The sequence below is a fragment of the Paenibacillus sp. J23TS9 genome, from assembly GCF_018403225.1.
In the GTDB taxonomy this organism is placed as follows: Bacteria; Bacillota; Bacilli; order Paenibacillales; family Paenibacillaceae; genus Paenibacillus_AQ.
Window position 1 is genome coordinate 3,064,388 of sequence record NZ_BOSG01000001.1, and the last position, 12,798, is coordinate 3,077,185.

General features: G+C 45.9%; 9 protein-coding genes. 4 read left to right on the forward strand and 5 right to left on the reverse strand.

Annotated features, from left to right (window positions below):
* Positions 1 to 45: 45 nt before the first annotated feature.
* From KJS65_RS14375 to KJS65_RS14390, 4 genes are all read right to left on the reverse strand, one after another.
* The gene (locus tag KJS65_RS14375; protein ID WP_213650395.1) at positions 46 to 2,283 is read right to left on the reverse strand and encodes a helix-turn-helix transcriptional regulator; all 2,238 of its coding nucleotides are present in this window, start codon (positions 2,281 to 2,283) and stop codon (positions 46 to 48) included.
* Positions 2,284 to 2,409: 126 nt separating this feature from the next.
* Entirely contained in the window at positions 2,410 to 4,050 is a 1,641-nt protein-coding gene (locus KJS65_RS14380) for an extracellular solute-binding protein (RefSeq protein WP_213650396.1), read from the reverse strand.
* 33 nt (positions 4,051 to 4,083) lie between these two features.
* Positions 4,084 to 4,995 (reverse strand): carbohydrate ABC transporter permease, encoded by a 912-nt coding sequence (locus tag KJS65_RS14385; RefSeq protein WP_244864522.1) that lies wholly within the window; start codon positions 4,993 to 4,995, stop codon positions 4,084 to 4,086.
* Positions 4,996 to 5,003: 8 nt separating this feature from the next.
* Entirely contained in the window at positions 5,004 to 5,939 is a 936-nt protein-coding gene (locus tag KJS65_RS14390) for an ABC transporter permease (protein ID WP_136604266.1), read from the reverse strand.
* Between the two features lie 204 nt (positions 5,940 to 6,143).
* Here KJS65_RS14390 and KJS65_RS14395 point away from each other — a divergent pair, with 204 nt between their 5' ends.
* From KJS65_RS14395 to KJS65_RS14405, 3 genes are read left to right on the forward strand one after another with little or no spacing between them, the layout of a single operon-like run.
* Entirely contained in the window at positions 6,144 to 7,604 is a 1,461-nt protein-coding gene (locus KJS65_RS14395; protein ID WP_213650397.1) for a spore germination protein, read from the forward strand.
* Positions 7,601 to 8,704, forward strand: coding sequence for a GerAB/ArcD/ProY family transporter (locus tag KJS65_RS14400; RefSeq protein WP_213650398.1), 1,104 nt, complete (start codon positions 7,601 to 7,603; stop codon positions 8,702 to 8,704). The genes KJS65_RS14395 and KJS65_RS14400 overlap by 4 nt, the downstream gene beginning before the upstream one ends.
* Positions 8,701 to 9,831 (forward strand): Ger(x)C family spore germination protein, encoded by a 1,131-nt coding sequence (locus KJS65_RS14405; protein WP_213650399.1) that lies wholly within the window; start codon positions 8,701 to 8,703, stop codon positions 9,829 to 9,831. The genes KJS65_RS14400 and KJS65_RS14405 overlap by 4 nt, the downstream gene beginning before the upstream one ends.
* Positions 9,832 to 9,949: 118 nt before the next feature.
* Here KJS65_RS14405 and KJS65_RS14410 read toward each other — a convergent pair whose 3' ends face one another.
* The gene (locus KJS65_RS14410; protein WP_213650400.1) at positions 9,950 to 11,020 is read right to left on the reverse strand and encodes a bifunctional 3-deoxy-7-phosphoheptulonate synthase/chorismate mutase; all 1,071 of its coding nucleotides are present in this window, start codon (positions 11,018 to 11,020) and stop codon (positions 9,950 to 9,952) included.
* Positions 11,021 to 11,543: 523 nt separating this feature from the next.
* Here KJS65_RS14410 and KJS65_RS14415 point away from each other — a divergent pair.
* Positions 11,544 to 12,710 (forward strand): copper amine oxidase N-terminal domain-containing protein, encoded by a 1,167-nt coding sequence (locus KJS65_RS14415; protein WP_213650401.1) that lies wholly within the window; start codon positions 11,544 to 11,546, stop codon positions 12,708 to 12,710.
* Positions 12,711 to 12,798 lie beyond the last annotated feature (88 nt).

Consider the following 12,798-nt stretch of genomic DNA (forward strand, 5'->3'; position numbering starts at 1 on the left):
TTTTCATTATAATCTATCAGATGATCGGATTTTGCAAATGTAATTTCAAATCGCGAGCCCTACATATTCGTCCGGCTTAATTCCTTCATATCGGATAAATGCCCGTTTAAAAGAATACAGATTTTGGTATCCTACCCGGCGGGCGATTTCATCCATGGCGTATGTTTTCTCTCTCAGCAATTCTTTGGCCATTTCCATGCGCAGCCGGCATAAATAGTCATAGAAGTTGATACCTGTCACCTCTTTAAATATTTTGGAAATATTGGATACCGACATCTGAAATATTTCCGCCAGATGTTTTAACGAGATGTCCGCGCATGTATAGTTTTGATTCACGTATTGCAGCAACTGGCCGCCAACGGCAATCGTTGATGACGTGTTAGAATACCGGTTTCGCTCGCATATTAATGTGCCTACTTCAAATACGTAGCTCCACATCTCTTCGATGTCCGCCGCCATAGCTTTGCTCTTGAATTGTCTGGCGTAGATGCCCGTATCAAGATTCAACTCGTGCAGCACCCTCAGCATCGTCTCCATTAATAGAGATACCAGTTTGAACGTGCAGGCATCGGGCAGCTGACGTTTCCTATTCTCCGCGCTTATTTCGTGGAGTATTTGTATGGACATGTCGAGATTTCCGATCTTCAAGTTATTGATCAGCTGAACCTCCCAATCCGTCGGATAATAATAATCCACTCCTGCCTGGATCGATTCCTCCTGCAAACCCTGAAGATGCTCTCGTGAAAATAAGGTATACTGCAGACCTTCATTCGCTGCATAATACGATTTACTGATGCCGACAAGCCCCTTTTCTACCGTTCCATGCAAGACATCGGGTTGAAATCCGCAGGTCTGTTCAATTTCCCCTGCAATTTCGGAAGCAATTCGCTCCATCATTCCATCGTTTCCAAATGCGTTTTCGGAAGACATGATCAAGGCTTTATCCGCATTGGTCACCTCGAACAGCTCATAGTCCAGCCGATAACGGCTCATCACCTTTTCAACAATCACGATCGTCATCATTTCGATCTTCCGGATTTTCTCGAAATCAGAAAAATCGCGAATGACGTGAAAGCTGACAAGCATCGTGCCATAATGCATATCCTCGGTATAGCTGATTCCGAATTTTTTCAGTCCGTTCATGTCTTGATCGCCCGTAAAATATCCTTTAAGCAAGCGGTGAAACAAGTTCGCCTTAGCTGCGCTTTCGTAGTCCTGCATGGATTGTTGCAGCTTCCGGTTTTCATGCAGCAGCCTGTCGAACGAATTTTCGATATAATTGTATTCTGAACCAAAGACAAGACTCTGTTTGGCATCCTCGTATCGAACCGAGCCAGACAGCTTGTTCAGCAAGATTCCGAGAGGACGATAGCTGACTTTGGCTAACAAGAAAGCCGAACACATGCCAACAGCGATAGAAATCATAATAGCAAGAAGAGAACCAAATAGATTGTTGATCCCGATGACACTGGAATCGAAATAGGAAATCCTGTATTGCAGATCGCTGGCCTGAGACGGCAGAACAAGCTCGTAGCTTCGCCGATCATCAAGAATCCCTTCAGCCGCGTTCCGCGTTTGCTTGTAAAGGGTGAAGCCGTGAGCGGAAATGATGATATCCTTGGATTCGATACTTCCGAAACGGCCGATATATTCGGAAAAGTAAGCGCTATCAATAAATAGAACCAAAACCGCACGCGGGTGATTGACGACCTCCAAGCTTTGAAGTACGGGAATCACGCGCTTGCTGCCGCCCCAAAGCTTCATGGTCACCGGTGGCATGATTTTGAAATACTGCTGTTCCTGAAGGGAGCTTTCGATCATTTGTCGGGTATCCGCGTCGAAGACGGCTATTGTGGAAAAGAAGTCACTTTCCGGATAGGTGCCCAACGAAGACAGGACCTGCTGCTTTTCGGGAAAAATAATCGTTCCGAAGGAGAGGATATTCAGCGAACTCACATCATTTTCCAAACTCTTTCTGATTTCAAGCATCTTTAATAAATCAAATTCCTCATCGTATACGTTCGTATTTTGCATCAGTTTATTAACCCAAGGTTCGCTGCTCAGCACTTTACCTAAATTTTTAAGCTCATTTAATTTGTTGTCCACGATATCCGCAATCCGTTTAGCATCCAGAGCATGTTTTTCGTACAGCTGCTGCTTCTCCTCCATGATGTTTCGCTGTACGTTTAAGACGCTGAACACAATGATGGGGATGATTAATATCGCGGTATAAGACAAAAAGATTTTTCGAAACGTACCGCTACCGAAGCTCCTGTTACGCAAAAGCCGTCCCCTCCTTCGGATTCGATCCCATAGTATCATGAAGCAAAAGGAGGAAAATGGCAGATCATCCGGCATCTGAAGCGGAGACTGCCACTTTCCCAATACATATTCCTGCTTGGAATCAAATTACTGGATGCTGTTGTATCTGTCAAACAATTGCTGATCGATTTCAATCAACTGGTCCAGTCCAAGCTTTTTCATTTCAGCGATATACTCATCCCAATGATCAAGTGATTTTTGACCCAGAGCCAGTTTGGTGGCTAGCTCCGTGGAATAGGTGGACAGATTGGTCAGAATTTTGGTCTTTGTCTCCAGCTGCTTATCATCCGGAATTGCCAAATAGTTGCCGTTCATATTGACAAAATACGGCTTGTATTTCAAAATACTTAATTCGTTATCGGCTTTGTATTTTGGTACGCTGGACAGTTCAAACTCAAGATTGGCAAATTGAACTCGAGGAAAAACCGTATCCCCAAACAGCTTGACTCCGGGGGTTTGGCCTATTTTTGCCAATTCTTCGTCTGATTTGTTGTTGATATATACGTTTGCACCATTATCATCCTTTTTGTATGTTTGTCCTTCGATTCCCCAATACAGAAGATCGGCGTATTTATCCGAGTAGATCGTGTCAAAAAACTTAATGGCCGCCTCCACATTCTTGGCGTCTTTGGTAATGGCGTACTTCTGCCATACGAGAAACGGCGGTTCCAGCTGTGCTGCCGGGGTGATGCCATCAACTGCTTTGAGCGGCATGAGCGGCAGGTATTCCCCGCCTCCCTGGATGGTCGGTTCCTGGTATGTTTCAAGATTATAATCGCTCAAGGAGGCAACCTGATTTTCGGTCATTTTTTGTTGTTTTTGTTCGGCTGTTCCCCCAATGAGACTCGTGTCGAGAATCCCTTCTTTCACCAGCTGCTGCAAATACCGGAAGTAATCCTTGATTCCATCCTGATACCAAGGAGACACTACTTTTTTGCTCTCCACATCCACAGCTGTGATGTCTGTGCCCAGCCCGAACCATTGGGCAATGGCGCCATCGAATTTGCTTGGATCATACACGAGCACTTCGTCTTTCTTTCCGTTCCCGTTGGCATCCTGATCCCGCACCGCCTTTAATGTTTGCAGATATTCTTCAGCTGTGGCGGGAACCGAAAGATTCAACTTTTCAAGCCAGTCTTTGCGGATCAGCATGGTTAGAGAAACAGGAGCCGGATCTTTTCCCTGGTATGTTTTTTTATGAAGATCGCTGAACCAGTACATTTTGCCGTCAGGGGATGTTGTTGACTTCTTGGCATAAGGGAATTCTACGTCATACATTTTTTTAATATTGCCGTTGCTGTACTTCTCGATCAGGGGCTTCAGGTCAAGAAGCACCCCCTGCTTCGCCAGATTCAGTACCGTCGTATTATCCAGCGCAGAAATATTCACGATATCGGGAAGGTTGGTCCCGGAAGCCATTCTGGTTTTGATAACGACACTGTATTGCTCGCTCGGTACCAGCTCGTAATCGAGCTGCAGCCCGGCATCACTGAGCAGCTTGTCGACTTCACCCCACACCGGGTACTTCGCTCTGTCATCGAATTTGATATACTTGTTCGAACCTGCGGGGCCAAGCAGCCGAAGCTTGCCGTTCTGCTGCCCGGATGAGGCGGAGTCGCCGATTTCCTTCTTTGTACTCTCGCCGCTGCTGTTGTTACATGCAGTGACAACACCGATCACGAGAACTGCCGCCATAGCGGATACGATTGTTCTTTTCCATCGCTTCATATTTCTAGTTTCCCCCTCGAAATGAGAATATCTTTATTCTTTTAACGAACCGAGAAGCGCTCCCTTGATGAAATACTTTTGAAAGAATGGATAGGTGAAAATAACGGGTAATGTCGTAAAAACGATAATGGCATATTTCAGTTGAATGTTTGACAGCATGTTGGCCACCGCATTCTTGGTATCCTCCAGCGATAACATCTTTAAATCTACCGATTGCTGGACGACGACCCGGTATAAATACATTTGCAGCGGATGAAGTTTCTCGTTCGGCAAATAAACTAGCGCATCGAACCAGCTGTTCCATATGCCGACAATCGAATAGATCGCAATGACGGCAAGAATCGGCTTGGAAATGGGAAGGATGACTTTGAACAGCAGCTGCCAGTGGGATGCGCCGTCGATAAAAGCGGATTCCTTCAGCCCATCCGGAATTGTCGTGAAGAACGTTCTGACGAGGATGATGTTCCAGATGCTGACCATCCCGGGGATAATGACTGCGAACATGGTGTTATACATCCCAAGCTTGTTCACAAGCAGATAGGAGGGGATTAATCCGCCCCCGAAGTACATGGGGATCAGCAGAAAGGCGATCACCCATTTTCGCCCCTTGAGATTGCGCACGGTTAGCGGATAGGCGCCCAATACGGCCGTAAAGCAGTTTAATATCGTACCAGCCACAACATAAATCAATGTATTGGAGTACGCCCACCACATTTTCGAGTCCCTTATGATCAATTCATAGGAATCGAAGAATAAACCTTTCGGATACCAAAAAACGTTCATGGCCGCTACTTCCGAAGGCGAGCTGATCGACATGATCACAACGAAATAAAAAGGATACAGCGTGATTAAGCAGATGACGAGTGCGATCGCATACAGAATAATATCGACCGCCACTGAGCCTTGCTTGATCTTGTTCGGATTTCTCCTGACCGAGGCCATCATATTCCCCCTTACCACAAGGCATAGTCTGAATATTTGCGGCTTAGCGTATTTGCAATATACAGCAGTGTGAAATTGATGAGTGATATAAACAATCCGACTGCCGTTCCCGAACTGAAATTCCCGCCAAGCAGACCGTCGCGGTACAGATAGGTGCCTATGACATCCGCGGTTTCATACACCATCGGGTTATAAATCAATAAAATAAACTCGCTGTTCGCCGAAAGCAGATTGCCGATGGCGAATATAAGCAGGATGAAGATCGTCGGACGTATGGATGGCAGCGTAATATGGAGCATTTGTTTGAAGCGGTTCGCTCCGTCCATTTTGGCTGCTTCATATAAGTGCGGGTCGACGGATGACATCGATGCCAAATACAAAATACTGCTCCAGCCAAATGCTTTCCATATGCTCGTAATGGTATAGATCGCCGGAAAATAACCCGGTTCCGTATTTAACGCCACCGCTGTTCCGCCGAACAGCTTGACGATGGCATTTACGATGCCGTCTGTATTAATAAAAGACAACACCATGCCCGCAACAACGACGTTGGAAATAAAATGAGGCAGATAGCTTGCCGTCTGCACATACTTTTTGAAAATGCCGCTCTTCAATTCATTAAGCAAAAGAGCAAACAAAATCGGCACCCAAAACCCGAACACCAGAAAATAAAAGCTGAGTAAAAATGTATTGCGCATCAATCTGCCAAAATAAGGTCCGTTAAAAAAATCGATGAAGTGCTGGAATCCGACCCAGTTAACGCTTTCATGAAAAGAGATAAAAGGTTTTCCCGGGTAATAATTCTGAAATGCGATGACAATCCCGTACATCGGAATATAACTGAAAATAAAAATATGAAGTAGAACGGGAAGCATTATCAAGTACAGCTGCATATTTTCACGTAAGCGAAAAGATGATCTCTTACGCGGTTGACTGGTTGCTCTCATGATCTTCCCCTTTCACTAAAGCCTTGCGGGAAATGTGGGCCCATTCCGCATGCTTCATGATATAGGGGGCCTTATATTCAAAGCAAGCAACATTTTTTGATCAGCTGCGCAATATTTTCTCACCCTTATCCTGCCGCATAAATAGGGCCTTCCCATGGAATAATTAGGAGAAAACTAGATCGAGCTGGCAGGAAAGGAAGATGAATGAACTTGGAATCCAATGACAACAAAACGTTTAAAACCTTCCTTCAGCTCTTAACCTATTCCGTTCATCATCCCCTGCTTCCACAGATTGAGGAGGCCTTCCAGAACGCCGCTGATTTCCAAAAGGTCTGTATCGGCACTTCAGACTCCCGGCAAATTTATCTATGTTATCTGACGTCAATAGCGGGCTCCGATCACCTGAAATTCCAGCTCCAACCAACGCTGGATGATGAACTCCAGACGAATTTAAGCAGCTATTCCGGCAAAAAGTATTCAGCAGGAGACTTTGAGACCTGTGAGAAGGCAATCTGCAGCGGCAAAACGATCCTGTGCACCATGGATTCCTGTAACGGCATCATCCTCGAAACGGGAAATCCACAGCAGCGTGGGCTGCAGCAGCCGCAAACCGAAAACGTGATCCAGGGTCCGATGTATTCGTTTAATGAGAACTACCAAACGAATATTGCTCTGGTTCGGCAAAGAATGCAGACCTCCCGTTTGAAAATCTGGGAGGTCTCGATCGGCGAAATCGCAAATACTAAAATCGGCGTGCTGTATCTGGACGGCATTACAGATCCGGGACTTATCCAATATACCTGCGATAAAATCAGCCAGATCCATACGGACGGCATTCAGGAATCCGGAGAATTGCTGCGGCTGCTGAACGAAAAAACGGGTTTGTTCCCCGCTGCCGTGACGACGGAGCGTCCGGACCGGGTGTCGGCCTCCTTATTAAACGGCAAGATCGTTATCGTTATGGACGGAACTCCGTTTTCGATCATGGCCCCGGGTTCCTTTTTTGATTTTTGGGAATCCGCCGAGGATCAATATTTGACGCCGTTTATTGCGGTCTTTCTAAGAACTCTGCGGTTTATGGCATTAATGCTAAATTTGTTTTTACCGGGCTTTTATGTCGCGATTACCTCTGTAAACATCGACATCAGCCGTCTGGAAATCAGCCTGGCAGCGGCCGCCGGTAGAGAAGGCGTTCCATACCCCGTATGGATTGAATCCATGCTCATGCTCATTTTGCTCGATTGCATCGTAGAAGCAGGCGTCCGCCTGCCCAGATCCATCAGCTCAACAGTAACCATGGTTGGTGGTGTGGTGCTTGGCCAAGCGATCATTCAGGCGAACATCGTAAGCAATCTGCTGGTCATTGTTGCAGCAACGACTGCTTTAACCAATTTTATTGTTGTGGATTATCAAATGGGATTGGTTCAGCGCATATTGAAATACTTCATTTTGATCGGAGCCGGTATATTGGGTGTCCTGGGGATCGTATTCTGTTTTGCCATTCTGGTCATTTGCATTGCGCGGGTAGAATCTTTTGGGATCTCTTATTTGACGCCGATAGGTCCGGGGGCAAGAGTTCGATCCAGAAGCCTGGGTCTCCTCGGAAAGTCCCATCATTTTTCGCTCACGAATTGGATAACCTTCGGAAAAGGGATGAGAAAATGAAACAGGCGGCAGCAAATCCGCAAATTTCCATGCCCCAATATTTTATTCTGCAGATTATGGTATTCGGGGCGATTTCTTTTTACCTGTACCCATATTTCATTATCAATGCCACCAACCAAAGCTATTGGATTCCGATCCTGATTTGGATGATGCTGGGTCTGCTCGGAGCATGGTTGTTCAGCCGGATGATGGCGCTGCACCAGGGCATGGATGCCTTTGCCATTACCAAGCAGGAGTTAGGATGGCCAGGGATGATTCTATTCATCCTGCCCATGATGTGGTTCATATGGCGATCGATGATCATTATGATCCGGGCTCATACCGAAATTATTTCGATGACGATCCTGCACACAACACCGCAATGGTGCTTGAATGGAGTCATCCTGATTTCCGTATTTTTGGCAATGGGAGGGCTTGTCCCCATTGTACGGACGGCCGGAGTCTTCTTTCTGGTCAGTTTACCCCTATCGTTTGCTTTAACCCTTCTTGGCCTAAGTGATATCCATCTCTATCTGGGCAAGCCTTGGATACATACGAACGGGGATTTCATCACCAGCTCCAAATTTTATGCGTCGTCCTGCATTTGGTTAGGTTATCTATACTATGCGGCAAGCGGCAAGTACACGAAGAAACCGGGCAAGCTCTGGAAGCCCTACATGATTGCTGCAGTTTGTTTTTTGCCATTAATCGCCGGATCGGTGTATCTGCCGGTCCTTACATTTAGTGCCGAAATGTCCCGGAATTTAGCTCTTCCTTATATATCCAAAATGGATTCTGTGAATCATTATTGGCTCATCGTTGAAAATTTGACCGCCGTATTTATCTCAGCATCGATGCTGTATCTTATTTTGGTGCTGTCGCTTATGCTGCACTGCTTCGTCACTGCCCTTAAGACGATGCTTCCGAGCTGGAACGAAAAACTGCTCTATTTGCTGATCGGAGCGGCGACTTACGCTTCCACCTTTTTCATTATCTCCTGGAATGAGATTGTGAAATCGGTCGAATGGGATTCGCCTTTCCGCTTGTATCTGATGTTTTTGTTCCCGTTAGCCGTGATTATCAAGTCCTTTATGACGGAGAGGATGAAATCACGTTCATGAGAATAAAGATACGAAGAACATTTCTCACCTTATGTCTTGTTATCCTTGCGTTTCTGCTGCAGGGCTGCTGGGATGTAAAGGATATCGATAACCGGCTCTTGGTCACGGCCATTGGAATTGAACAAGCTCCCGATAATAAGATTCGGATTTGGACAAGGTTTCCGATTCCCCAATCCCCCCAATCTTCCTCAAGTGGACCTGGTAAAGACTTTTTTACAACCAATCAGCTCGGGAATACTGTCGTTGAAGCCTTTGACAGCCTTCGGTTGAAGCTGCCCAAATATCTCGATATGTCCGGAACCAGAACCATATTTCTGGACCAAAGACTGGCGGAAAAAGGCTTCCTGCCTTACTTGGAGTTTACCATTCGGGATCGGTTACTGCCTTTGGATACCGTCGTTGCCTTAGTATCCGGTGATATGGAGCCCATTTTCACCAAGCCAAACCCGTCGGGTGAATTATCCGGCGTTTACACGAAGCTTTTTTTCGAACGTTATGCAGGAGGAACGGCACAAAAAAACATGGTGCCTCTGTGGGGGTTATTCAGCGGATACTTTAATCCCTTAGAAGAAAACCTTGTCCCGTTATTAATCAGTGATCCGGTCACCTTGTTTAAACTAAAAGGCAACGCTTTTTTTCAAGGGGATCGGATGATCGGCATGCTCACTCCCGAAGAGACGTTAATCTATGAAATCGTAACGAACCAAATGACTCCCTTCGAAATCGAAACCGCTCAGGAAATGAATGTGAAAATCCTTGAATCGGAGGCAACCATTCATACCCGTATGAAAAACAACAAACCTGTCATCCGCATTCAAGCCAAATTAACCATGACATTAATGGATTCTGCCCAGGGCATAACCATAAAGCCGGACAAGCTGGAAGCTTCCATTAATCGCCTTCTGGAAAACCGGGCCGTTAAGATTTTCGAACAAACCCAAAAGAAAAAAACAGATATCTTCAAGCTTGGAAATCACTTCAGAGGCAAGGTTCCCGCAAGTCAGTTTAACCGCTGGCCCGAGCTCTACCAGCATGCAACGATTGAATTTAAGCTGGATTCCAGGCTTAAGAACACAGGACTCCAACTCATGAGAAAACCATTTATTAATCCTCCAAAGGAAGGTTAAGATTGTCAGCCTTTCAATGAAATAAACCCATGAGCTGCTTATTAGCGGATCATGGGTTTTATTCATCATTCATGAAATGAACGGGTAATCTAGGTCCGACTGTCCCGCTTCATTATCATTACATCAATCCCGAATTCTTGACCACATGATAAAAATCATGGAACTCCGGAATATTCAACTGCTGCGCTGCGTCTGATAAAGCCGTTGCCGGGTCTGGATGAACCTCGACCATCACACCGTCTGCTCCTGCGGCCAGAGCCGCTTTGGCGCATGGTGCTAATATATCCTTGCGGCCTGTTGAATGTGTGACATCGACCAGTACCGGAAGATGTGTTTCCTGCTTCAGAATCGGCACCGCCGAGATATCCAGCGTGTTGCGTGTCGCTTTTTCGTAGGTACGGATACCCCGTTCAATCAGCATAACCTGCGTATTTCCGCGGGATACAATGTACTCCGCCGCGTGAACGAATTCATCGAGCGTTGCTGCCAAACCGCGTTTCAGGAGTATTGGGGTTTTGACATCCCCTGCCGCCTTCAATAGCTCAAAGTTCTGCATATTTCTCGCACCGATCTGAATAACGTCAATGTATTCGCAAGCCAGCTCGATATGGGCCGGATCCACGATTTCACTGATCGTTTTCAGACCAAACTCAGATGCAACTTCTTTCAGGATCTTCAGACCCTCAATGCCAAGGCCTTGAAAATCATACGGTGAAGTTCTCGGCTTAAACGCTCCTCCACGCATGACGGTAATACCAGCTTCTTTCAGTGCAGCTGCGACGGTTCGCACCTGCTCGTAGCTCTCGACAGAACAAGGTCCAGCGATCATGATTGGCTTGGCGCCACCGATCGTCACATCACCAAGTTGTATAAGCGTATCTTCCTGCTTCTTTTTACGGCTAACCAGCAGATGCTTCTTGTGATCCACCTGCTGCAGTTTTAGGGATGCTTGAAAAATTTGCTTGAATAAATGCCGCACGGTCTCATGATCAAACGGCCCTTCATTACTCGCAACCAGCTTTTCAAGCATTTCTTTTTCACGTACAGGATCGAATTTAGGAACACCCTGCTTCTCTTTCTCAACCCCAAGCTCTTGTGCAATTCTTGCACGCTCCGATAACAGCTCCAGCAGCTGAAGATTTACCTCATCCAATTTCATGCGCAGCTCTTCTAATCTTCCCTGGTTCATCTCAATCTCTCCTTTTTATAGTCTAATAAAAAAACAAAAAGACTCCTGTCCGTCAAGGGACGAGGAGTCGTGGTACCACCCTTATTAGACATGCCCGAATTGCAGCATATCTCACTTGAAACCTTTTAACGCAAGGGTACGGGTATTCCTACCATCTGCAAGCAGACATTCAGATACCGGCTCAGGAATGAACTTCGGCGGACAGTGTTCCTCGGATGCTTTCAGTCTATCGGCATGCCGTCCCTGTCAAGAGCTTACTCCGCTTACTCTTTCCTTCATCGCTTATGGATTATAACGTGAACGTTTAAATTAAAAGCATTGTATTACAATCGGTAAACTGGTGGCAAGAACCTGTTGTAACGCTTTATAGCTTCATTCTAATAAAGAAAGTCATGTCATATCAGAATATACAAGAATATTTTAACATAATTTCCGAAACATCCCGGATAGACTCAACGTCTAATTAGAAAAGCAAACATGATATCGATCATCAACTCATTTTTCGGAAAGGCAGGTTACCCACTTGAATACAAAACAGCTGATAACATATGCTTCAAGCTTCTTGCTTATATCCGCCTTATCGGCTCAAACACTCCTTCCAGCATCGGCCAGCAGTGCGCCAGAAAAGGTCAACGTCCAACTTACGTTTAACCACGCAGGGTTAATGATATCCAGCCAGGATGCAATCATCAAGAATGGGGTCTCCTACCTCTCCAGCTCCCTACTGACAAACTATGCCAAGCTTGAGATGCGCTGGAATCAATCTGGTAATCGTATTGAATTTACGGGTTTTGATAAGCGCCTTGTTATTCGGATCGGCAGCCATACCGGCCTGCTTGACGGAAAATCCGTTGATCTTGGGTCCGCTCCCTTTCTTTATAAGGATGAGCTATATTTGCCTGCGAAATTTGTCGTCAAAGCTCTGCAGGGAGGAGCGGTTCACTGGGATCCCAAGACACGTACCCTTCAAGCCGACCATCTGCATCGTTATCCCGGCATGTCGGAAAATTTCGAAGGAGCTCTATATTCCTTATCCTATGATACCGGGGATCTCTTTGTCTCATCCGGCAAAGGAAATAAACAAAAAATAGCCAATCTCGGAACCGGGCTTGATATCGTCCATTTCAAATTCGAGCACACACCACAAGGATTGGTCGTTCTTCGCGTTTTTAACATATATGGCGAACCGCATCTGTATACGGATGATTTTATCTTATTGCTAAAGAATGGCTCTGTGATCCGTCAGGCAAATATCGGATTCCATAATACCTTCGGCGAACCGGCTCTCTGGGCTGACGGCAAACTTCTGCTAAATGATGGACACACCCTGCGTATCATCGAAGATGGTACTGGCAAGGTGCTTGAAACGGTCAATTTATCAAGTTTAATGGGTACTTCAGGTGATAACTTGGTCTCTTATAATGTCGAGGCCTGGTATCCGGATATTGCTCTTATTCGTCCTACGGATACCGGTCTTTTGACGCTCGTTAATCGTTCTACAGGGAATCAAACTCTTTTATACAAGGAATTCCTCAAATGGAATGAGCAACAGCCGGATGAAGTGAATGACCCCATGTTTCCTGGAGATCATGTATACTTTACTGGACGCAGTGGTAACAAGCTGAACTTTAATCACACCAGAGGAAATGTGACGCAAAAATTCACGCACACATTAACCACAGAAAAATAACCCATACGAACCCCCACAGCTAAAAGCCGCTAAATACACTCCGGTGTGTTTAACGGCTTCATTTTTATGCCTTATACATGCTGTGCGT

What these genes read in the sequence shown, in the direction of transcription:
- KJS65_RS14390 (WP_136604266.1), bottom strand. Translation starts at nt 5,939, where the DNA reads ATGAGAGCAACCAGTCAACCGCGTAAGAGATCATCTTTTCGCTTACGT.
- KJS65_RS14400 (WP_213650398.1), top strand. Translation starts at nt 7,601, where the DNA reads ATGAAACAGGCGGCAGCAAATCCGCAAATTTCCATGCCCCAATATTTT.
- KJS65_RS14405 (WP_213650399.1), top strand. Translation starts at nt 8,701, where the DNA reads ATGAGAATAAAGATACGAAGAACATTTCTCACCTTATGTCTTGTTATC.
- KJS65_RS14385 (WP_244864522.1), bottom strand. Translation starts at nt 4,995, where the DNA reads ATGATGGCCTCGGTCAGGAGAAATCCGAACAAGATCAAGCAAGGCTCA.
- KJS65_RS14410 (WP_213650400.1), bottom strand. Translation starts at nt 11,020, where the DNA reads ATGAACCAGGGAAGATTAGAAGAGCTGCGCATGAAATTGGATGAGGTA.
- KJS65_RS14380 (WP_213650396.1), bottom strand. Translation starts at nt 4,050, where the DNA reads ATGAAGCGATGGAAAAGAACAATCGTATCCGCTATGGCGGCAGTTCTC.
- KJS65_RS14395 (WP_213650397.1), top strand. Translation starts at nt 6,144, where the DNA reads ATGAACTTGGAATCCAATGACAACAAAACGTTTAAAACCTTCCTTCAG.